16 protein-coding genes and 1 tRNA gene are annotated in these 21438 nt (G+C 74.8%); 6 read left to right on the top strand and 11 right to left on the bottom strand.

All coding sequences use genetic code 11. The features are described 5' to 3' along the window. The 6 genes from Q4D18_RS04210 to argS all read right to left on the bottom strand — a co-directional run. On the bottom strand, nucleotides 1–679 hold a 679-nt coding region (locus Q4D18_RS04210; protein WP_368389628.1), incomplete at its 3' end, for a Rho termination factor N-terminal domain-containing protein. Nucleotides 680–984: 305 nt separating this feature from the next. Then, nucleotides 985–1938 (bottom strand): homoserine kinase, encoded by a 954-nt coding sequence (gene thrB / locus Q4D18_RS04205; RefSeq protein ID WP_303126106.1) that lies wholly within the window; start codon nucleotides 1936–1938, stop codon nucleotides 985–987. Nucleotides 1939–1942: 4 nt separating this feature from the next. After that, nucleotides 1943–3055 (bottom strand): threonine synthase, encoded by a 1113-nt coding sequence (gene thrC / locus Q4D18_RS04200; protein WP_303126105.1) that lies wholly within the window; start codon nucleotides 3053–3055, stop codon nucleotides 1943–1945. Between the two features lie 3 nt (nucleotides 3056–3058). After that, a complete protein-coding gene (locus tag Q4D18_RS04195; protein ID WP_303126104.1) occupies nucleotides 3059–4405 on the bottom strand; it encodes a homoserine dehydrogenase in 1347 nt (448 codons plus the stop codon). A 159-nt stretch (nucleotides 4406–4564) separates the two neighbouring features. After that, nucleotides 4565–6031 (bottom strand): diaminopimelate decarboxylase, encoded by a 1467-nt coding sequence (gene lysA, locus Q4D18_RS04190; RefSeq protein WP_303126103.1) that lies wholly within the window; start codon nucleotides 6029–6031, stop codon nucleotides 4565–4567. An 11-nt stretch (nucleotides 6032–6042) separates the two neighbouring features. Next, nucleotides 6043–7713 carry an arginine--tRNA ligase gene (gene argS, locus Q4D18_RS04185; protein WP_303126102.1) on the bottom strand — a complete coding sequence of 557 codons (1671 nt, stop codon included), beginning with the start codon at nucleotides 7711–7713 and terminating at the stop codon, nucleotides 6043–6045. 117 nt (nucleotides 7714–7830) lie between these two features. Between argS and Q4D18_RS04180 the strand changes: the two genes are divergently transcribed. From Q4D18_RS04180 to Q4D18_RS04165, 4 genes are all read left to right on the top strand, one after another. Beyond that, nucleotides 7831–7906 (top strand) — tRNA-Arg (locus Q4D18_RS04180). Between the two features lie 113 nt (nucleotides 7907–8019). Next, nucleotides 8020–9159: a hypothetical protein gene (locus tag Q4D18_RS04175; RefSeq protein WP_303126101.1), complete on the top strand. Its 1140-nt coding sequence runs from the start codon at nucleotides 8020–8022 to the stop codon at nucleotides 9157–9159. A gap of 95 nt (nucleotides 9160–9254) precedes the next feature. Beyond that, the gene (locus Q4D18_RS04170) at nucleotides 9255–9956 is read left to right on the top strand and encodes a DNA-3-methyladenine glycosylase I (RefSeq protein ID WP_303126100.1); all 702 of its coding nucleotides are present in this window, start codon (nucleotides 9255–9257) and stop codon (nucleotides 9954–9956) included. Nucleotides 9957–10032: 76 nt separating this feature from the next. After that, entirely contained in the window at nucleotides 10033–11439 is a 1407-nt protein-coding gene (locus Q4D18_RS04165) for an NAD-dependent succinate-semialdehyde dehydrogenase (protein WP_303126099.1), read from the top strand. A 90-nt stretch (nucleotides 11440–11529) separates the two neighbouring features. Here the strand turns inward: Q4D18_RS04165 and putP are convergent, their stop codons facing one another. Further along, complete coding sequence (putP, locus tag Q4D18_RS04160; RefSeq protein WP_303126098.1) at nucleotides 11530–13095, bottom strand: sodium/proline symporter PutP; 1566 nt, start codon at nucleotides 13093–13095, stop codon at nucleotides 11530–11532. 134 nt (nucleotides 13096–13229) lie between these two features. Between putP and hrpA the strand changes: the two genes are divergently transcribed. Then, complete coding sequence (gene hrpA / locus Q4D18_RS04155; protein ID WP_303126097.1) at nucleotides 13230–17378, top strand: ATP-dependent RNA helicase HrpA; 4149 nt, start codon at nucleotides 13230–13232, stop codon at nucleotides 17376–17378. A 53-nt stretch (nucleotides 17379–17431) separates the two neighbouring features. Here the strand turns inward: hrpA and Q4D18_RS04150 are convergent, their stop codons facing one another. Together Q4D18_RS04150 and Q4D18_RS04145 are read right to left on the bottom strand one after the other, a co-directional pair. Beyond that, nucleotides 17432–17860, bottom strand: coding sequence for an HIT family protein (locus Q4D18_RS04150; protein WP_303126096.1), 429 nt, complete (start codon nucleotides 17858–17860; stop codon nucleotides 17432–17434). A gap of 69 nt (nucleotides 17861–17929) precedes the next feature. Then, nucleotides 17930–18889: a sulfurtransferase gene (locus Q4D18_RS04145; RefSeq protein WP_303126125.1), complete on the bottom strand. Its 960-nt coding sequence runs from the start codon at nucleotides 18887–18889 to the stop codon at nucleotides 17930–17932. Nucleotides 18890–19119: 230 nt separating this feature from the next. Here Q4D18_RS04145 and Q4D18_RS04140 point away from each other — a divergent pair, with 230 nt between their 5' ends. Then, nucleotides 19120–19557: a Fur family transcriptional regulator gene (locus tag Q4D18_RS04140; protein ID WP_303126094.1), complete on the top strand. Its 438-nt coding sequence runs from the start codon at nucleotides 19120–19122 to the stop codon at nucleotides 19555–19557. Nucleotides 19558–19566: 9 nt separating this feature from the next. On the opposite strand, the gene Q4D18_RS04135 is transcribed toward Q4D18_RS04140, so the two are convergent. Together Q4D18_RS04135 and aztB are read right to left on the bottom strand one after the other, a co-directional pair. After that, complete coding sequence (locus Q4D18_RS04135; protein WP_303126093.1) at nucleotides 19567–20397, bottom strand: metal ABC transporter ATP-binding protein; 831 nt, start codon at nucleotides 20395–20397, stop codon at nucleotides 19567–19569. Beyond that, the gene (aztB, locus tag Q4D18_RS04130; RefSeq protein ID WP_303126092.1) at nucleotides 20394–21311 is read right to left on the bottom strand and encodes a zinc ABC transporter permease AztB; all 918 of its coding nucleotides are present in this window, start codon (nucleotides 21309–21311) and stop codon (nucleotides 20394–20396) included. Before aztB ends, Q4D18_RS04135 begins: the two co-directional genes overlap by 4 nt. Nucleotides 21312–21438 lie beyond the last annotated feature (127 nt).

Genomic DNA, 21438 nt, shown 5'->3' with positions numbered 1-21438 from the left:
TCTCGTTCCGGTCCCCGGCCTCGCCGCGGTCCGTGCGGTCGTCCTCGCCGCCGCCGCGGTCCTCGCCGCGCTCGCCGCCGCGTCCGCGCTGACGGCCGCGACCCCGGCCCTCGCCGGAGCGCTCCTCCTCGCCCACGGCCTCCTCGGCGCGGTCGGTGCGGCCCTCGCGCTCGGCGCCGTCCTGGACGGACTCGTCCTGGCCGCGCTCGGCGCGCGGCTCCTCGGAGCGGTCCCCGCCACGACGGCGGCGCGACCGGCCGGAGCCGGACTCGCCCTCGCCGGAGCGCTCGCCGCGACCGCCGGAGCGACGGTCCTGGCCGGCGTCCTCCGCAGCGGGCTCGGCCTCCTGCTCGGGGACTGGGGACTGCTGTGCGGCCTGCTCGGCCACGGCCCCGTCGGAGTCGGCGCGGCGCGAGCGGCGGCGGCCACGCGGCTGCGGGGCGTCCTCGGCGGGCGCGTCCTCCTCGGCCCGCGGGGCGGGGGCCTGGCGGGCGGCGGCGTCGCGGTCGGCCACGGAGCCGCCGCGCTGGTGGTCCGAGATGGCGGCCACGAGGTCCGTCTTGCGCATGCGCGAGCCGCCCTTGATGCCGAGCTGGGCGGCGAGCGCCTGGAGCTGGGCGAGCTTGAGCGACGCCAGGCCGCCTCCGGCCGCGGTGGGCTGTTCGGTGGATTCGGTCACGAAGGTTCCTTCTCCCTCGTCAGCAGCCCTGCGGCGCGTCACGCGCGGCGGGCTGGGATGTGCGACCGGCCGGGGCGCACAGCGGCGTCCCTGAGAACCGGAATGTCGGGTCTTCCCTGATGACTCGGCGCCTCCCCGGCTCGCGCGCAGTCACTGCGTGGCGGAGCGGAGGCGCCGGAACTCGACCGGGCCGGGAAGCGGTGACGCTCCGCGCGAGACGTGCCGTGCGCGGGTCACCGTGCCGACGGCGTGCGGGGCGGGACCGGCTGGTCCGCGTCCGTGCCGGTCCGCGGAGGCGGGCCGGGTCAGCCGTGGTGGAGCGTGTCCACCCTAGCACCCCCGGCCGCGACGCCCGGGGTGAGCACGCGCCAGGCCGTCGCGTCGTCGGCCGTGAGCCCGGCGACGGCCTCGACGGCCTCCCGCGCGTCCGCCTCGCCCGCGGCGAGGACCAGCACGGTGGGGCCGGCACCGGAGACGACGGCGGCGTGCCCGGCGCGGCGCAGCACGGCCACGAGCGCCGCCGAGGCCGGCATGGCCCCGGCGCGCGCGTCCTGGTGCAGGCGGTCCCGGGTGGCCGGCAGGAGCAGGTCGGGGCGGGCGGTGAGCGCGAGGGTGAGCAGCGCGGCCCGGCCGGCCTGCTCGGCGGCCACGGCGTGCGCCACGGCCTCGGGCAGGGCCGCGCGGGCGGTGTGCGTGGCCAGGGTGGTGTCCGGGATCGCGACCACGGGCGTGACGTCCGGGTGCAGCGCCACCGGGGCGGTGGACCAGCCCCGGCCCGCGTCCCGAGCCCACGAGACCGACGCCCCGCCGGCCAGGGCGGGCGCGACGTTGTCCGGGTGGCCCTCGCGCCGCGCGGTCAGGTCGAGCAGCTCCTCGGGGCCCAGGCGCTCGTCCTCCGGCAGGAGGCCCTCGGCCCCGAGCACCGCCGTCACCACGGCGGCGGCGGAGGAGCCGAGGCCGCGGGAGTGCGGGATCCGGTTGACCGCGCGCAGCGCCAGGCCCGGGGCGCGGACACCGCGCCGGGTGAGGTGGGCGTGCGCCAGACGCAGGATCAGGTGGTTGCCGTCCGTCGGCAGGGCGCCCGCCCCCTCCCCCTCGACATGGGCCGTGTCCGGCCCGTCGACGACGGTCAGCTCGACCTCGTCCCGCAGCTCGAGGGCCAGGCCCATCGCGTCGAAGCCGGGGCCGAGGTTGGCCGAGGTGGCCGGGGCCGCCACGCGGACGGCCGTGCCGGGGGTCAGGTCACGGATCTCGCGCACGGGATCAGGCCAGCCCCAGCGCCTCGGCCACGGTGACCACGTCGAAGGGCACCGACCGCGGGGAGATCTCGTCGCCGTCGGCGTTCTTCAGGGCCCACTGGGGGTCCTTGAGGCCGTGCCCGGTGACGGTGATGACCCACGTCTTGCCCTCGGGCACGTTCCCGGCCGCGTGGTGCTTGAGGAGGCCGGCGACGCCGGCGGCCGAGGCGGGCTCCACGAAGACGCCCTCCTTGGAGGACAGCCAGCGGTGGGCCTCGAGGATCTCCTCGTCCGTGACGGAGTCGATCATGCCGCCGGAGGCGTCGCGTGCCGCGGTCGCCATGTCCCACGAGGCGGGGTTGCCGATCCGGATGGCGGTGGCGATCGTGTCCGGCTCGGTCACGGGGTGGCCGAGCACGATCGGAGCGGCGCCCGCGGCCTGGAACCCCCACATGATCGGGGTCCTGGTGGCCACCGCCGGCAGCTCCGCGTCCGAGGTGCCCGGGTGCGGGTTCACGTACGGGCGGGCGTACTCCTGGTAGCCCTTCCAGTAGCCGGTGATGTTGCCGGCGTTGCCCACGGGCAGCAGGTGGTAGTCCGGGGCGTCGCCGAGGGTGTCCACCACCTCGAACGCGCCGGTCTTCTGCCCCTCGATGCGGGCCGGGTTGACGGAGTTGACCAGGAACACCGGGTAGTTCTCGGAGAGCTTGCGGGCGATGTCGAGGCAGTCGTCGAAGTTGCCCTGCACCTGCAGGATCTCGGCGCCGTGGGCCACGGCCTGGGACATCTTGCCCAGCGAGATCTTCCCCTCCGGCACCAGCACGGCGCAGGTCAGGCCGGCCTGCGCGGCGTAGGCCGCGGCGGAGGCGGAGGTGTTGCCGGTGGAGGCGCACACCACGGCCTCGGCGCCGTTCTCCACGGCGGCGGTGATGGCCATGGTCATGCCGCGGTCCTTGAAGGACCCGGTGGGGTTCATCCCCTCGAACTTGACGTAGACCTCGCCCCGGACCAGCTCGGACAGGTGCGGGGCCCGGATCAGGGGGGTGCCGCCCTCGCCGAGGGTGACCACGCGGGTGTCCTCGGTGACGGGCAGGCGGTCGGCGTACTCGCGGATGACGCCGCGCCAGACGTGGGCCATGGGTCAGTTCCCTTCGACTCGGAGGACGGACGCCACCTCATGCACGGCGTCCAGGGCGGTGAGCTCGGCGACGACCGCGTCGAGGTCGCGCTGCCGGGCCCGGTGGGTGATCAGGCGCAGGGACGCGCCGGGTGCGCTGGCGTCGTCGTCCTGGACCTGGCGCAGCGTCTCGATGGAGACGGCGTGCGCCTCGAACACGGCGGCCACGCGGCGCAGCACGCCCGGCTGGTCGGCCACGCGCAGGACCACCATGGACGAGGTGCGGGCCTCGGCCGGGTCGAGGGCAGGGAGGGCGGCGACGGGGGTGCGCAGACGGGCCGGGCCGCCGCGGACGATGCGCTGGGCGATCGCCACGACGTCGCCCATCACGGCCGAGGCGGTGGGGGCGCCGCCGGCGCCGGGGCCGTAGAACATCAGCTCGCCGGCGTTCTCGGCCTCGACGAACACGGCGTTGAAGGCGCCGCGCACGGAGGCCAGCGGGTGCTCGCGCGGGATGAGCGTGGGGTGCACGCGCAGCACGGCGCCCTGCGTGCCGTCCTCGGCGGTGCCGCGCTCGGCGATCGCCAGGAGCTTGATGACGTACCCGGCGTCGGCGGCGGCCGCGTTGTCCTCGGCGGTGATCGCCGTGATGCCCTCCACGGACACCTGGTCCAGCGTGTACACCGAGCCGAAGGCCAGGGTGGCCAAGATAGCCGCCTTCGCCGCCGCGTCCAGGCCCCCGACGTCGGCGGTGGGGTCCGCCTCGGCGTAGCCCAGGCGCTGGGCCTCGGCCAGGGCGTCCTCGAAGGAGGCGCCCTCGGCGTCCATGCGGTCCAGGATGAAGTTGGTGGTGCCGTTCGCGATGCCCATGACCCGGTGCACCGTGTCCCCGGACAGGGAGTCGCGCAGGGGGCGCAGGATCGGGATGGCGCCGGCCACGGAGGCCTCGAAGCTCAGCTGCGCCCCGGTGCGGGAGGCGGCCTCGTAGAGCTCCTCGCCGTGGGCGGCCAGCAGCGCCTTGTTGCCGGTGACCACGGCGGTGCCGGCCTCGAGCGCGCGCAGGATCAGGGAGCGGGCCGGCTCGATGCCGCCCATGAGCTCCACGACGACGTCCGCGCCGTCGACGAGGGCCTCGGCGTCCTGCGTGTAGAGGGCGGGGTCCGCCTGCCAGTCGCGCTCGGCGTCCAGGGTGCGCACGGCGATGCCGCCGAGCGTCAGCGGTGCGCCCACGCGGTCGTGGAGGACGGCGGCGTCCTCGGTGAGGATGCGCGCCACCTGGGACCCCACGGTGCCGCCGCCGAGCAGCGCCACGGTGAGGCCCTCCGGGGCGGGTGCGGCGTCCTGCGCGGCGGGTGCGGTGAGCTCGGCCATGGTCCTCCGTGGTGGTCGGTGCTGGGGATGGTGCGGGGCGCCGTCCAATCTATCGGCCCGGCGCGGGGCCGGGTCCCGGACGACGGGCCGTGACCGGCATGTGGGACGGCGGGGTCCGCCGGGCGGACCACGGCGCGGACCGCCGCGCGTCGTGCCCGGTCAGGCGGGGTTCTGCGGGTCCACCTCGCGACGCAGCAGGTCCTCCACCGTCTCCCGGCGGACGATCACGCGGGCCTGCCCCTCCCGCACGGCGACGACGGCCGGGCGGGTCAGGGCGTTGTAGTTCGAGGCCATCACGTGGGTGTACGCGCCGGTGGCCGGCACGGCCAGCAGGTCGCCGCGGGCCACGTCCACGGGCAGCCACACGTCCCGGACGAGGATGTCGCCGGACTCGCAGTGCTTGCCCACCACGCGGGAGAGCGCCGGGGCGGCGTCCGAGGTGCGCGAGGCGAGGACGGCGGTGTAGTCCGCGTCGTACAGCACGGGGCGGGGGTTGTCCGACATGCCCCCGTCCACGGCCACGTAGCGGCGCGCGGCGGTGGTCCCGTCCGGGGCGTCCGCGTCCACGGTCTTGGTCACGCCCACCGTGTAGAGGGTGAGCCCGGCCGGGCCGGAGACCGCACGGCCCGGCTCGATGGAGATCCGCGGACAGGCCATCCCGAGCCGCTCGACGGTCTTCTGCACGTCGTCGGCGAGCGCGGCGGCGATCTCGGCGGCCGGGCGCGGCTCGTCCACGGAGGTGTAGGCGATGCCGTGGCCGCCGCCGAGGTCCAGCTCCGGCAGCGCGACGCCGTGCTCGGCCTCCACCTGGGCCAGGAACTCGAGGACGCGCTCGGCGGCCATCCCGAAGCCGTCGGCCTCGAAGATCTGCGAGCCGATGTGGCAGTGCACGCCCAGCAGCTCGACGGAGTCCGCCTCGAGGGCGATGCGCACCGCCACGGCGGCCGGGGACACGCCCGCGACCGAGCCGTCCCGCCCCTCGGAGGACGGGGCGAGGGAGAGGCCGAACTTCTGGTCCTCGTGCGCGGTGGCGATGAAGTCGTGGGTGTGCGCGTGCACGCCCGGGGTCAGGCGCAGCATCACGGGCGCCACCTGGCCGCGCTCGGCCGCGAAGGCGGCAAGGAACACGAGCTCGTCCACGGAGTCCACGATGATCCGGCCCACGCCGGCGTCCAGGGCCGCGGCGAGCTCGGCCTCGGACTTGTTGTTGCCGTGCAGCCCGATGTGCGCCGGGTCGACGCCGGCGCGCAGGGCGATGGCCAGCTCGCCGCCGGAGGCGGTGTCCACACGCAGCCCCTCCTCCGCGGCCCAGCGGGCCGTGGAGAGTGTGAGCATCGACTTGCCGGCGTAGTACACGTCCGCGCCGCCGCACAGCCCGGCGAACGCGGCCTCGAAGCCCTCGCGGAAGGCACGGGCCCGGGCGCGGAAGTCGTCCTCGTCGACCACGAGCAGCGGCGTGCCGAACTCGGCCGCGAGCGCGGAGGCGGGCACGCCCTGGACGGCGAGCTCGCCGTCGTCGGTGCGGTTGACCCCGGAGGCCCAGACCTTGGGGTCCAGGGCGTCCGGATCGGTCGGCGCGGGCAGCCAGGCGGGGGCGAGCGGGGAGGCGGGGGCGGGCCTCGTCATCTCCGGGCCCCTCACATCTTCTCCGGGGCGGACACGCCCAGCAGGCCGAGCCCGTTGCGCAGCACCTGGGCGGCGGCGGCGTTCAGCCACAGGCGGGTGCGGTGCAGGTCCTCGACCTCGCCGGGGGTGCCGTCCTCGACCGGCACGGGGGTGATGCGGCACGCGGCGTACCAGGAGTGGTAGGCGCCGGCGACGACCTCGAGGTGGCGGGCCACGCGGTGCGGCTCGCGCAGGCGGGCGGCGGAGGCCACCACGGAGGGGAACTCGGCCAGCTGGGCCAGGAGCTCGGACTCGGTGGGGTCGGCGAGCAGGGACGCGTCGAACGCGGAGCGGTCCACGCCGAAGGCCTCGGCGGTGCGGGCGGCGCCGCACGCGCGGGCGTGGGCGTACTGCACGTAGTAGACCGGGTTGTCGTTGGACTGCGAGCGCAGCAGCTCCGGGTCGATGGTGATGGGCGAGTCCGCGGGGTAGCGCGCCAGGTCGTAGCGCAGCGCGTCCTTGCCGAGCCACTGGACGAGGTCCTTGAGCTCGATGATGTTGCCGGCGCGCTTGGAGAGCTTGGCTCCGTTGACGGAGATCAGCTGTCCGATCAGGATCTCGATGTTGCGGGCCGGGTCGTCGCCGGCGGCGGAGGCGATCGCCTTGAGCCGGCCCACGTAGCCGTGGTGGTCGGCGCCCAGCAGGTACACCTTCTCCTCGAACCCGCGCTCGCGCTTGTCCAGGTAGTAGGCGGCGTCCGCGGCGAAGTAGGTGGGCTCGCCGTTGGCGCGGATGAGCACGCGGTCCTTGTCGTCCCCGAAGTCGGTGGTCTTGAGCCACACGGCTCCCTCGCGGTCCTCCACGTGGCCCTGCCCGCGCAGGGTGGCCACGGCGTCCTGGATGGCGCCGGACTCGTGCAGGCGGGTCTCGGAGGTGAACACGTCGAAGTGCACGTCGAACGCGGCGAGGGTGTCCTTGATGTCCTGCATCTGCAGCTCGTAGGCCGCGTGCCGGACCACGGGGCGGGCCGCCTCGTCGGTCAGCGTGCGCACGTCCGGGTGCTCCTTCTCCACCTGGTCGGCGAGGTCCTGGACGTAGGCGCCCGGGTAGCCGCCCTCGGGGACGTCCCGGCCGTGCAGGCGGGCGAGGACGGAGTCGGCGAACACGTTCATCTGGTTGCCGGCGTCGTTGATGTAGTACTCCGCCGTGACCTGGGCCCCGGAGGCGCGCAGCAGACGGGCGATCGCGTCGCCCAGGGCGGCCCAGCGGGTGTGGCCGATGTGCAACGGGCCCGTGGGGTTGGCGGAGACGAACTCCATGTTCACGGTGCGCCCGGCCAGGGCGTCGTTGCGCCCGTAGGCCTCGCCGGCGTCCACGATCGTCCGCGCCAGCTCGCCGGCGGCGGCGGCGTCCAGGGTGATGTTGAGGAAGCCGGGGCCGGCGATGTCCGCCTGCGCCACGCCGTCCTGCTCGCCCATGCGGGCGGCGAGCACGGAGGCGAACTCCCGCGGGTTCATCCCCGCCTTCTTGGCGAACTGCAGCGCCACGTTGGTGGCCCAGTCCCCGTGCTCGCGGCTGCGGGGTCGCTCCACCCGCACGCGGTCCGCGGTGAGCTCCTCGCGCAGGGCGGCGGGCAGCTCCCCGGCGTCGACGGCGGCCAGCAGCTGGGCATGGATGAGTGCGGAGAGTTCTTCGGGCTTCACCCGCCCGAGTCTAGTGACCGTCCGGGGGCATGCGCGCCCCGGGTCGGGAGGCGCGCCCGGAGCCATGGTGTAGAGTCGACGAGTCCGCCACGGGCTCCACCCCGTGGCCGGACCCCCGCCTCCGTAGCTCAGGGGATAGAGCGTCTGCCTCCGGAGCAGAAGGCCGCAGGTTCGAATCCTGCCGGGGGCACCAGCACCGCGTCGGGCCCGTCTCCTCCAGGGGACGGGCCCGACGTCGTCCGCGGTCGATCCGCCTCCGGAGGACGCCTGGGCGGCGGAGGTCCCCGCGCGTGAGAATCTGGGCGCATGAGTTCCGTCACCCCCACCACCGGGCCCGCGCTGCGCCCCACCTCGGCCCTGGGCATCGCGGCCACGTTCATCGGCACCACGATCGGCGCCGGCTACGCCTCGGGCCAGGAGATCCTCCAGTACTTCGTGAGCTTCGGATTCTGGGGCGGCACGGGGGCCCTGATGATCGCCGGCGCCCTGTTCTTCGGCCTGTCCGTGATCGTCCTGCGCCTGGCCCAGAGGCTGCGCACCACGGACATCCACCGGATCGTGAACCCGACGTCCTCGCGCGTGCCCACCGTGTTCGCGGACGTGTGCATCACGGCCTCCCTGCTCGGCACGCTCGTGATCATGCTGGCCGGCGCCGGGACCGTCCTCCAGACCGGCTTCGGCCTGCCGCCGCTCGCGGGCGCCCTGCTCATGGCCGCGGTGTGCGTGGTGACGGTGCTGGCCGGCATCTCGGGGCTGGTCCGCGTCCAGGGGATCGTGGTCCCGCTGATCATCCTGGTGGCGGTCTCGGTGGCGGTGTGGGGGCTGATGAACCCCGGCCCGGCGGTCGACGACGTCGCCTCCCTGGTGAACTCCTCCCCCATGATCAACGAGTGGTGGGTCTCCGGCATCCTCTACGTCGCCTTCAACTTCCAGCTGGCCTACGCGGTGCTGTCCCCGATCGGCCAGGAGAGCTCCTCGCCGACGCGCACCCTGGTGGCCGGCGCGGCGCTCGGCGCGGGCGGCCTGGTGGTGATGGCCGGCGCCATCATGTTCGCGATGGGCGCCCACGCCACGCTCATCGGCCGCGCCGACCTGCCCATGGTCGAGCTGGCCGCCATGATCGGCGGCGGGGTGGCCGTCGTCTACACGGTGATCCTGCTCCTCGCCCAGTTCACCACCGCGGTGTCGTGCCTCTACGGCGGCGTCGAGCGCCTGAAGATGCTGGGCCCCCTGCGCCGCATCCCGGGCTGGCTGATCGCCGTGGCCACCGCCGTCGTCGCCACCCTGCTCTCCTCCGTGGGCTTCTCCGACCTGGTGGGCACCGTGTACCCGGTGCTCGGCTACGCGGGCATGGTGATCATCGTGATGCTGATCGCCACCTACATCCTGGAGCGCACCCTGGTGCGCCGTCGCGCGGCCCGGGCCGCGCGGGCCGCGCAGGACTGACGGTCGGGGGCAGCCCGCCGCCGAGGACGCCGCCGCGTGGACGGCCCTGTGGACGGAGCCCCCGGGCCGCCCCGGAGGTCCGTACGGTGACGGGCATGACCGACCCCTCCCCCGCTCCCGCCGAGTCATCCGCCCCCGCCGCCCTCGTCACCGGCGAGGACGGGCTGGCCCGTCCTCCGTGGGCCGCCCGGGATCCGCTGCTGCGGGCGTACTACGACGACGAGTGGGGCCTGCCCGTCACGGACGAGCACGGGCTCTACGAACGCCTCGTCCTCGAGGCGTTCCAGTCCGGGCTGTCCTGGCGGACGGTCCTGGCCAAGCGCCCGGCCTTCCGGGCGGCGTTCGCCGGCTTCGACCCGGAGGCGGTGGCCGCGTTCGGCGAGGCGGACACGGCCCGCCTGCTCACCGACACCGGCATCATCCGCAACCGGGCGAAGGTGGCGGCCGCGATCGCGAACGCGCGCGCCGTCCTCGCCATCCGGGAGGAGGCCTTCGCCCCGGTGCACGCCGGCTCCCCCGGCGCGGGGCCGACGTGGGACGGCGACGGCGACCGCCCCTCCCGCGGCCTGGCGGGGCTGGTCTGGTCGCACCAGCCCGTCACGACGCCGGCGCCCCGCACCGCCGAGGACGTGCCCAGCACCTCGGAGGAGTCCCGCTCGCTCACCCGGGCGCTGAAGGCCCGCGGCTTCCGGTTCGTGGGGCCGACCACCCTGTTCGCCCTCCTGGAGGCCGTGGGCGTGGTGGACACCCACCTGGTGGGGTCGCACCGCCGCGGCTCCTCCGGCATCTGGCGCTGACCGGCCCTGGGGCTCGCGGGGGCCTCTCCGGCAGGATGGCCCCACGACCGCAGACACCGAGACGAAGGAGTGCACCGTGGCCGAGCAGCAGTACCGCACGCAGAACCCCGTGACCGGAGAGGTCGAGAAGACCTTCGAGTCCGCCACCGACCAGCAGATCCAGGACGCCCTCGCGGCGTCCCAGAGGGCCTACGAGGACTGGTCCGCCCGTCCGCTGGCCGAGCGCGCTGCGATCGTGAAGAAGGCCTCCGAGATCCTCTTCGAGCGCTCCAAGGAGATCGCCGGCGTCGTGACCGGGGAGATGGGCAAGCGCCTCGGCGAGGCCATCGGGGAGACCCGCTACTCCTCCCAGATCTTCGCCTACTACGCGGACCACGCGGAGGAGCTCCTGGCGCCCCAGCCGATCACCGACTTCTCCGGGCAGGAGGCCCGCGTGGAGAAGCTTCCCACCGGCCCGCTCGTGGGCGTCATGCCGTGGAACTACCCGATCTACCAGGTGGCGCGCTTCGCCGCGCCCAACCTGGTGCTGGGCAACACGATCCTGCTCAAGCACGCGGAGATCACCCCGCAGTGCGCGCAGCTGATCGAGGAGGTCCTCACGCAGGCCGGCCTGCCCGAGGGCGTCTACCAGAACCTGTTCGCCACGCACGAGCAGGTGGCGGACATGATCGCCGACCCGCGCGTGCAGGGCGTCTCCCTCACCGGCTCCGAGCGCGCCGGCTCCGCCGTGGCCGCCCAGGCCGGCAAGCACCTGAAGAAGGCCGTCCTCGAGCTCGGCGGGTCCGACCCGTACATCGTGCTCTCCGCCCCGGACGTGAAGGCGGCGGCGAAGGAGGCCCTCGGCGTCCGCATGGACAACTGGGGCCAGGCCTGCAACTCGAACAAGCGGATCATCGTCCACGCGGACCTCTACGACGACTTCGTGGCCGAGCTGGTCTCCCTGGTCTCCGCGATGACCCCCGGCGACCCGTCCTCACGGGACGCCGCCGTGTTCGGCCCGCTCTCCTCCCCCGGCGCCGCCGACACCATCGTCGAGCAGATCGCCGCGGCCCGCGAGGAGGGCGCCACCGTGCACGTGGGCGGCGAGCGCGTGGCCGGCCCCGAGGGCGAGGGCGGCAACTACGTCTCCCCCGCCGTCATCACGGACGTGGCGAAGGGCACCCGCGCCTACGCCGAGGAGCTCTTCGGCCCCGCGCTGGTGGTCTACCGGGTGGACTCCGCCGAGCAGGCCGTGGCCCTGGCCAACGACTCCGACTTCGGCCTCGGCGGTGCCGTGTTCTCCACCGACCTGGAGGAGGCGAAGGCCGTGGCCTCCCGCCTGGACGTGGGCATGGCCAACGTGAACCTGGACGCGGCGATGGGCGCGAACGTGCCCTTCGGCGGCGTCAAGCGCTCCGGCTTCGGCCGCGAGCTCGGCCCGCTGGGCATCGAGGAGTTCGCCAACAAGCGCGTCTTCGCGGTGCAGGGCCCGCTGGAGGGCTGACCTCCCCGGACCCCGCACGACGACGGCCCCGCCCCGGGGATCTCCGGGGCGGGGCCGTCGTCGTGCCGGGACGGGCCGGGGCTCAGGGCGTCACGGTCGGACGGCCGGGGCCCGCCGGGTCGTCGCGGCCACGGAGGCGGCGAACTCGTCGCCGATCCGGCTCTGCACGTGGTCCGGACGGCGGGTGACGAGGGAGACGAGCACGCCCGCGAGCAGGGCCGCGACGAAGCCCGGCAGCAGCTCGTACAGGCCGAACCACTCCCAGGTGTCCGCGGAGGCGGCGGACCAGGACCACGCCACGGCGGCGCCGGTGACCATGGCGGCCATGGCGCCCCACGAGGTGAAGCGCTCCCAGTACAGGGCCAGGAGGATGACCGGTCCGAACGCGGCGCCGAAGCCGGCCCACGCGAAGGACACCAGCTCGAGCACGCTGGCCTCCGGGTTCAGCGCCAGCAGGCCGGCCACGAGCGCCACCACGAGCACGCCGATCCGGCCCAGCCACACCATGGCCCGCGGGGAGCCCCTGCGACCGCGCAGCATGTAGAGGTCCTCCACGAGGGCGGAGGAGCACACGATCAGCTGCGAGGACAGGGTGGACATGATGGCGGCCAGCACGGCGGCGAGCACGAGGCCGGCGACGAACGGGTGGAAGAGGATCGAGGAGAGCACGAGGAACACGGTCTCCGGATCCTCGAGCGTGGTGCCCGGGTTGGCCTGGAAGTAGGCGAGGCCCACGAGGGCCACCATCACCGCGCCGAACACGGACAGGGCCATCCAGCCGATGCCCACCCGGCGGGCCACGGGGGCGTCGTGCGGGGTGCGCAGCGCCATGAAGCGCACGATGATGTGCGGCTGGCCGAAGTAGCCCAGGCCCCAGGCCAGGGAGGAGAGCACGCCGATCAGGGTCGCGTTCCGGAAGAGGGAGAAGTGGTCCACCCCGCCGCCGGCGGCGGCGTCCGCGGCCCGCACCCCCTCCACGACGGCGTCCCAGCCGCCCATCGTGACGATGGTGACGACCGGGACCAGCAGGAGCGCCAGGAACATGAGCACGCCCTGGGCCACGTCCGTCAGGGAGGCACCGAGGAAGCCGCCGAACAGCGTGTAGAGCACGGTGATGCCGGCGACGACGACCATGCCGGTCAGGTAGCTGACGCTCAGGTCCTGGGCGTAGAGCGAGTCCGGGCCGAACGTGGACTCCACGAACTTGCCGCCGGCCACCATGCCGGAGGACACGTAGAACGTGAAGAACACCAGGATGATCAGGCCGGCGACGAGGCGCAGGACATGCGTGTCGTCCCGGAACCTGTTCTCCAGGAAGGAGGGGATCGTGATCGAGTCGCCGGCGATCTCCGTGTAGGCGCGCAGCCGCGGGGCCACGACCTTCCAGTTCACCCACGCGCCGACGGTCAGGCCGATCGCCATCCAGCCCTCCACGAGGCCGGAGGCGTAGATCGCGCCGGGCAGGCCCATGAGCAGCCAGCCGGACATGTCGGAGGCTCCGGCGGACAGGGCGGCCACGGACGGCTTCATGTCGCGGCCGGCGAGCATGTAGTCGTCGAGGTCCGCGTTCTTGCGGGCGGCGTGGAGGCCGATCGCGATCATCGCCGCGAAGTAGAGCCCGATCGCCAGGATCAGGAAGGAGGTCTGTTGGTCCATGCGTCAAGAGAAGCACATCCTCGGAGCGGATCGGCCACGGGTGGCCTCGGCCGGGATCGCCGCCCCGGCGCGGACCTCGCCCCCGCCTCCGCGCGGACACCCCGGGGCCGGGCCCCAGTAGGCTGGTCCGCGACATGACGCAGACTCCTCCGCCCGCGGCCGCGCCCTCCCCGGAGGCCGGCGCCGCCCCCGCCATCACGTTCCCCGAGCACCTCCCCGTCGCCGAGCGCCGCGACGAGATCATGGCGGCGGTCCGCGAGCACCAGGTGGTGATCGTGGCCGGCGAGACCGGCTCCGGCAAGACCACCCAGCTGCCCAAGATGCTGCTGGCCCTCGGCCTGGGCGAGGCCGGCGTGATCGGCCACACCCAGCCCCGGCGCCTGGCCGCCCGCTCGGTGGCCGAGCGCATCGCCGAGGAGCTGGGCCAGGGCATCGGCGAGACCGTCGGCTACCAGGTGCGGTTCACGGCGGAGACCTCGAGGGCCACGCGGGTGAAGGTGATGACGGACGGCATCCTGCTGGCCGAGATCCCCCACGACCCGGACCTGCGGCGCTACTCGGCGATCATCATCGACGAGGCCCACGAGCGCAGCCTCAACATCGACTTCCTCCTGGGCTACCTCAAGCGGCTGCTCCCCCGCCGCCCGGACCTCAAGGTGATCATCACCTCCGCGACGATCGACCCCGAGTCCTTCGCCCGGCACTTCGGCCGGCCCCTGGCCGAGGGCGAGGAGCACGAGGACGCGGTGGAGGCCGACGACGGCGCCCGCGTGGTCCCGGCCCCGATCATCGAGGTCTCCGGGCGCACCTACCCCGTGGAGGTCCGGTACCGGCCGCTGACCGCCGAGCCCGAGCCGGACGACCCGGACGACGACTCCGACGACAACGCCGAGACCCGCGACCCGGTCGAGGCGGTCGGGGACGCGGTGCTCGAGCTCGCGGGCGAGGCGCCCGGCGACATCCTGGTGTTCTTCCCCGGCGAGCGGGAGATCCGCGACGCCGCGGACCACCTGGCCGGCGTCGTCGCCTCCTCCCCGCGCCTGGCGGGCACGGAGATCCTGCCGCTGTTCGGGCGGCTGTCCATGGCGGAGCAGCACCGCGTGTTCGGCCGCGCGCAGGCGGGGGTGCGCCGGCGGATCGTGCTGGCCACCAACGTCGCCGAGACCTCGCTGACCGTGCCGGGCATCAAGTACGTGGTGGACACGGGCACGGCCCGCATCTCCCGCTACTCGCACCGCACCAAGGTCCAGCGCCTGCCCATCGAGCGGATCTCCCAGGCCAGCGCGAACCAGCGCTCGGGCCGCTCGGGCCGCACGAGCCCGGGCATCGCGATCCGTCTGTACTCGGAGGAGGACTTCCGCTCCCGGCCGGAGTTCACGGACCCGGAGATCCTGCGCACCTCGCTGGCCTCCGTGATCCTGCAGATGCTCTCCCTCGGCGTGGCCGAGACGCCCCGGGATGTCATGGACTTCCCGTTCGTCCAGCCGCCGGACCGCCGCCAGGTGACCGACGGCGCCGCCACCCTCACCGAGCTCGGCGCGCTCCACACGGACGCCGTGGCCGGGCCGCGCACGAAGTCCGGCGGCCGATCCGCGTCGGCGGGCACGATCACCCCGATCGGCCGACGCCTGGCCCGCCTGCCCGTCGATCCCCGCCTGGGCCGCATGATCCTGGAGTCCGGCGAGCGCGGCTGCACCCGCGAGGTGATGGTCCTCGCCGCCGCCCTGACGATCCAGGATCCCCGCGAGCGCCCCACCGAGCAGCGCCAGGCCGCGGACGAGATGCACGCGCGGTTCGCGGACGACCGCTCCGACTTCTCCGCCTACCTCAACCTCTGGCAGTACCTGCGGGAGCAGCAGAAGGAGCTCTCCGGCTCGCAGTTCCGCAAGATGTGCCGCCGCGAGCACATCAACTGGCTGCGCGTGCACGAGTGGCAGGACCTGGTCCGCCAGCTCCGTCAGCTCTCCAAGGACGTGGGCGTGTCCGTGCAGGCCGGTCCCGTGGACCCCGTGGGCCAGCACGACGCGGTCCACAAGGCCCTCCTGACGGGCCTGCTCTCCCAGATCGGCGCGTACGACGAGCGTCGGCGCGACTACCAGGGCGCCCGCGGCACCCGCTTCGCGGTGTTCCCCGGCTCGGCGCTGTTCAAGAAGCGCCACCCCTTCGTGATGGCCGCGGAGCTCGTGGAGACCTCCCGGCTGTGGGCGCGCACGGTGGCGCGCGTGGAGCCGGAGTGGATCGAGGAGGTCGCCGGGGACCTGGTGACCCGCTCCCACAGCGAGCCGCACTGGTCCCGGAGGGCCGGCGCCGCCGTCGCGAAGGAGAAGGTCACCCTGTTCGGGGTGACGATCGTGCCCGAGCGCAGCGTGCGCTACGGGCGGATCGACCCGGTGCTCTCCCGCGAGCTGTTCCTGCGCCACGCCCTCGTGGAGGGCGACTGGCGCACCCGCCACCGGTTCTTCGCCCGCAACCGGAAGGCCCTCGAGGAGGTCGAGGAGCTCGAGACGCGCCTGCGCCGGCGCGACCTGCGGATCGGGGACGAGGACCTCTACGCGTTCTACGACGCGCGGGTCCCCGCCTCCGTGGTCTCCGAGCGGCACTTCGACGCCTGGTGGAAGACGGCCCGGCAGCAGACGCCGGACCTGCTCGACCTGGACGTGGCGGCGCTGCTCACCGAGGACGCGGACCAGCTGGACACGGACGCGTTCCCCACCTCGTTCCGCCACCCGATGTCCGGCGGGGACGTGGACCTGCACCTGGACTACACGTACGACCCCACGGGCGCCTCCGGCACGGATGGCATCACCGTCTCCGTGCCGGTGCTGCTGCTGGGCGAGGTGGACCCCGACCGGTTCGCGTGGCTCGTGCCGGGGCTGCGCGTGGAGCTGGTGACCGCGCTGATCAAGGCGCTGCCGAAGGCGGTCCGCAAGACCCTGGTCCCGGCCCCGGACGTGGCCCGCGCGCTCGTGGCGGACCTGGACGCCCACGCCGACCCGCTGCGGGACGACCTGCCCGCGGCGCTGTCCGCCGCGGTGCGCCGCGTGCGCGGGACCGTGGTGGAGCCCGCGCTGTGGCGGACCGAGGACGTGCCGGACCACCTGCGCATGGACTACCGCGTGGTGGACGCCCGCGGCGCCGTCATGGGCGCCGGGCAGGACCTCGCCCTGCTGCAGACCCGCCTGGCCAAGGCCAACCGCTCGGCGATCGCCGCGCGCCTGGCCGGCGACGACGACCCCGCCAACGCCCGCCCGGGCCCCGCCCGCGGTCGCGGCAGGGGCCGGGGGAAGGGCCGCGGACCGGGCGACGACGCCGGCCACACCCCGGGCGCCGCACCGGACGCGACCCCCGCGGGACCGGGCGGGACCGGCGGGTTCCGGGAGCGGCACGGGCTGACCTCGTGGTCGGTCGGCGAGATCCCCCGCCGGATCACCACGGACCCCGGCGCCCGCGGCCCGGCCATCACCGGCTACCCGGCCCTGGTGCCCGAGACCACGGCGGACGGCGCACCGGCGGCGGGCCTCGTCGTCGCGCGCTCGGCGGAGGACCAGGCCGCGTGGCACCGGGCGGGCGTGATCGCCCTGCTCATGGCCACCCTGCCCAGCACGCACCGGTACGTGGTGGACCACCTGGACAACCGGGAGAAGCTCACCTTCACGCAGAACCCGCACGGGTCGGTGGAGTCCCTCGTGCGGGACAGCACGCACGCGGCCGTGGACCGGCTGGTGGGCCAGGAGCTGCCGTTCACGGAGGCGGAGTTCCGGGCCCTGTTCGACCGGGTCCGCGCCGAGCTGATCGACACCGTGTTCGCCGTGACGGCGCTCGTGGCGCAGGTGCTGGGCGGGGCCGCCGAGGTGCGGCGCCGGCTCAAGGGCACCGTGTCCCTCGCGGTGGCCCCCGCGAAGTCGGACGTCAAGGCCCACCTCGAGCAGCTCGTCTTCGACGGCTTCGTGGCCGCCACGGGCTGGCAGCAGCTGCAGCACCTGCCCCGCTACGTGCAGGGCATGCTCACCCGCCTGGACCGCCTCGACGCCGGCGGCCACCTCCAGCGCGACGGCCAGTCCATGGCCGTGGTCCATGGGCTCGAGGACGAGTTCGACGCCGCGGTGGCCGCCCACCGCACGCGCTTCCCGGACACGCCGGTGCCCGCCGAGCTCGAGCGGGTGCGCTGGCTGATCGAGGAGCTGCGGGTGTCCTTCTTCGCCCAGGAGCTGGGCACCGCGGTGTCCGTCTCCGAGAAGCGGGTGCGTCAGGCCCTGCAGAGGGCGAAGGCCGCCGGGCGCTGAGCCGGCGGCCTCCGCGGCGGGCGGGCGGCCCCGGCCGGGGCCGCCCTCGGCCCTCAGGCCTGGGGGACGTGCTCCCCGTGGCCGTCCTCGCGCAGTCCGGCGCGGATGGCCTCGGCGGCGGCGTCCATCTCGTCCGGCTCCGGGGAGTTGTCCACGCGGGACATGTCGAAGTCGGACATGGAGTTGGACGGCCACACGTGCAGGTGCAGGTGCGGGATCTCGTAGCCGGCCACCATGAGGCCGGCGCGGGCCGCGCCGAAGGCGCGCACCTGCACGCGGCCGATCGCCTGGGCCACGCGCATCAGGTGGGCCGTGAGGTCCGGGTCCGCGTCCACCCACTGGTCCACCTCCTCGCGGGGCACCACGAGGGTGTGGCCCGTGGCGAGCGGGCCGGCGGAGAGGAACGCCACGCAGCGCTCGTCCTGCCACACGAAGCGGCCGGGCAGCTCCCCGGCGATGATCCTGCTGAACACGGTGGCCATGGTCTCCTCCTGGGGGACGGGGTCGGGGTGGGTCTGCGTCGCCGGGCGGGCCCGGCGTGGGCCTGGGCCTCAACGGCCTCCGGGCTCGGGGCCGGTGGTCACGGGGTTCTCCGGGTCCTGGATCCATGCTGACCACGACCCGGGGTAGAGCGCCACCCCGTGGCGGCCCGCGGCGGCCAGCGTGAGGATCTGGTGCGCGGCGGTGACGCCGGAGCCGCAGTACACGGCGGCGGGGACGTCGTCGGTCAGCCCGGCCTCCTCGAAGCGCGCGGCGAGCTCGTCCACCGGGCGCAGGCGGCCGTCCGGGCCGATGCTCTCCGCGGTGGGCAGGCTGCGCGCCCCCGGGATGTGGCCGGCCACGGGGTCCAGGGGCTCCTCCTCGCCGCGGTAGCGCTCCGGGGCGCGGGCGTCGAGCAGCAGGCCGCCGGCGGCGATCGCCTCGGCGCCGGCGGAGTCCACCACCGGCATGCGGCCCCACGAGGGATGGGCCGAGCCCGGGGCGGGGATGACCTCGCCGGGCTGCAGCGGCAGCCCCGCCTCCCGCCACGCGGCCAGGCCGCCGTCGAGGAGCACCGAGTCCGCGATGCCGGCGTGGCGCAGCAGCCACCAGGCGCGGGCGGCGGCGAGGCCGCGATCGTCGTCGTAGACCACCACCGTGTCCCCGTCGTCCACGCCCCACAGGCGCACGGACTCGGCGAACTGGTCCGGGGCGGGCAGGGGGTGGCGGCCCTGGTGGGGCCCGGCGTGGCCGGCCAGCTGGTTGGGGAGGGAGACGAACACCGCGCCGGGCAGGTGCCCGCGCAGGTACTCCTCGTGCCCGGAGCCGCCGCCGGCCACCGTGTACCGCACGTCCAGCAGGACGAGGCGGCCGGGGTCCGGGCGGGAGTCGAAGGCGGGGGCGGGCTGGCCGGCGTCGGCCTCCGCGCCGTTGCCGAGGCCGAGCCAGCGGGCCAGCACGTCGACGGCCACCAGCGACGGCGGCTCGGCGGCCGCCGGGTCCGGGCCCTCGCCCGTGGCGTGGGGATCCACCGCCTCGGGGCCCACGGCCTCCTCGGCGGCGCGCACGGCGAGGTCCTCGACGGGCTCGCCGGAGCCCTCGAGCCCGGGGGATGTGTCCGGTCCTGGGGTCTGCACGGGCCCCACCCTACTGGCCGCATCCTCCGGACGGGGCGCTGATAGCCTGGGAGGCCAGGTGCGCAGGGCCCCGTCGGGCCCCCGCGGCCGATCCTCCCCGGACCCCGCAGAAGGAGCATCCCAGCGTGAGCAGCCCCTCTCCCGAGGCCGCGGACTCCCCCGCCCCCCGCGTGCGCAGCACGCGCCAGAAGGCCGCCGTGGACGCGGCGCTGGAGCGGATCGAGGACTTCGTCAGCGCCCAGGAGCTGCATGCCCGGCTGAAGGACGCCGGCGAGCGCGTCTCCCTGGCCACCGTGTACCGCACCCTCCAGCAGCGGCTCGAGGACGGGGACGTGGACACCCTGCGCCGGGAGGACGGCGAGGCCGTCTACCGGCGCTGCGCCGTGGACGATCACCACCACCACCTGGTGTGCCGCGTGTGCTGGACGGCCGTGGAGGTCACCGCGGACCCGGTCGAGGACTGGGCCGCCCGGGTGGCCGCCGAGCACGGCTTCGCCGCCCCGCGGCACACCGTGGAGGTCACGGGCGTGTGCGCGGCCTGCACCGCCGCCGGCCGCGCCTGAGGCACGGGCTCAGCGCCGCCCCGCCCCGTCCACCGGATCGTCCAGGAACGGCACCGCCGACCCCGCGGCCGGCGCCGTCGGCCGGTGCAGGGCGCCGCGCCCGTACGCCGTCTCCAGGTGGTCGTCCGTGAGCACCTCGGCCGGCGTGCCGGAGGCCACCACGCGCCCGGCCATCAGCACCACGTGGTCCGCCGCGGACGCCTCGTCGAGGTCGTGGGTCGTGTACACCACGGACACCCCGCGGTCAGGCTCCTCGTGCAGCAGGTGGTCGATGGTGCGGGCGGAGACCAGGTCGAGGCCCGTGATCGGCTCGTCCAGCAGCAGCACGTCGTGCTCCTGGGCGATCCCCTGGGCCACGTAGGCCCGCTGCCGCTGACCCCCGGAGAGCTCGTCCAGGTGACGTCCGGCCAGGTCCGTCACCTCCATGCGCTCCATCGCGGCGCGCACGGCCTCGCGATCCGCCGCGCGCATCCGACGGAACCAGCCGGTGCTGGGGTACCGGCCCATGGTCACGACGTCGCGCACCGTCAGCGGCACCCCGCGCGGCACCTCCACCGTCTGCATCACGAAGGCGGTGCGCCGGGCGTGCCGGACGGGCGACTCCCCGCGCACCGTGAGGGTGCCGGCGCTGGGCGCGAGGGTCCCGGCGAGGGCGTGGAGCAGCGTGGACTTGCCGGAGCCGTTGGGTCCGATCACGGCCACGAGGCGGCCCGCGGGCAGGGTGAGATCCGACGCCGCGACGGCCAGGTGCGCTCCGCGGCGCAGCTCGAGGCCGCGGGCCTCGGCGAGCGGGACGGCGGGGGCCGCGGTGCCGGCGGGCGGGACGGGACGGGCGGTCATCGGCGCAGGCTCCCCTCGGCGTCGTGCCCGTGGTGGGCGTGATGGGCCTCGGCCACGGGCACGGCGTGCCCGCCGCGGGCCCGGACATGGCGGCCGCGCAGGGCCTGGACGCCCGCACGGACCAGCAGGACGGTGAAGAACAGGACGATCGGCACGAGCGCCATGGTGGCCGAGCCGGCCGTGCCCCAGTGGTAGCTGAGCATCAGGCCCACCACCACGGACACGGCGCCCAGCAGCGCGGCCACGGCCATCATGCGGGGCACGGTGCGGGTGAGCAGCGCCGCGGTGGCCGGCGGACCCACGAGCAGGCCGAACACCAGGACCGTGCCCACGGCCTGGAACGAGCCGATCACGGCCGCGCCGATCATCACCAGCAGCAGCGTGTGGGTCAGCCGGGGCCGCATGCCCAACACGCCGGCCTTGGCCTCGGAGAAGCTCAGGGCCAGCAGCGGGCGGTAGAGCAGCAGGGCCATCAGGACGACGACGACGGCGATCACCGCCTGCACCCGCAGGCCCGCCAGGCTCACGCCCAGGACGTCGCCGAAGAGGATGGCGGTGAGCGAGCCCGTGTAGGAGTCGGACAGGGAGATGATCACCACGCCCAGGGCCATCATGCCCACGAAGAGCAGGCCGATGGCCGTGTCCTCCTTCAGGGTGGTGGCCCGGTGCACCAGGGAGATGCCGGCCATCATCACGACCGCCGCGAGCGCGGCTCCCACATGGGGGCTGCCACCCAGCACCACGGCGAGCGCGATGCCCGGCAGCACGCCGTGCACGAACGCGTCGCCGAAGAAGCTCATGCCGCGCAGCACCAGCCACGTGCCCACCACGGAGCACATCAGGGCCGCGATGAGCCCGCCGATCAGGGCGCGCTGCTGGAAGCCCAGCAGGAAGGGTTCGGTCAGCCAGTCCACGGCGGGCGGGGCTCCTCAGGAGGGTCGGGGCGGGGAGGGGCGGGCGGCGTTCCGACGGGGCACGGCGCCGGCCGCGTCAGCCGGTGAGGGCGTCCGCGAGCGTACGGGCGTTGTGCAGCATGGCCTG

It is taken from the genome of Micrococcus sp. (assembly GCF_030523875.1).
Taxonomy (GTDB): Bacteria; Actinomycetota; Actinomycetes; order Actinomycetales; family Micrococcaceae; genus Micrococcus.
This window is presented reverse-complemented; position numbering and strand designations above follow the sequence as displayed.

Bases quoted from the DNA above. Each gene is read 5' to 3' on its own strand.
- Q4D18_RS04135 (WP_303126093.1), bottom strand. From the start codon at position 20,397: ATGACCGCCCGTCCCGTCCCGCCCGCCGGCACCGCGGCCCCCGCCGTC.
- thrC (WP_303126105.1), bottom strand. From the start codon at position 3,055: ATGGCCCACGTCTGGCGCGGCGTCATCCGCGAGTACGCCGACCGCCTG.
- Q4D18_RS04195 (WP_303126104.1), bottom strand. From the start codon at position 4,405: ATGGCCGAGCTCACCGCACCCGCCGCGCAGGACGCCGCACCCGCCCCG.
- Q4D18_RS04175 (WP_303126101.1), top strand. From the start codon at position 8,020: ATGAGTTCCGTCACCCCCACCACCGGGCCCGCGCTGCGCCCCACCTCG.
- Q4D18_RS04170 (WP_303126100.1), top strand. From the start codon at position 9,255: ATGACCGACCCCTCCCCCGCTCCCGCCGAGTCATCCGCCCCCGCCGCC.
- putP (WP_303126098.1), bottom strand. From the start codon at position 13,095: ATGGACCAACAGACCTCCTTCCTGATCCTGGCGATCGGGCTCTACTTC.
- hrpA (WP_303126097.1), top strand. From the start codon at position 13,230: ATGACGCAGACTCCTCCGCCCGCGGCCGCGCCCTCCCCGGAGGCCGGC.
- Q4D18_RS04150 (WP_303126096.1), bottom strand. From the start codon at position 17,860: ATGGCCACCGTGTTCAGCAGGATCATCGCCGGGGAGCTGCCCGGCCGC.
- lysA (WP_303126103.1), bottom strand. From the start codon at position 6,031: ATGACGAGGCCCGCCCCCGCCTCCCCGCTCGCCCCCGCCTGGCTGCCC.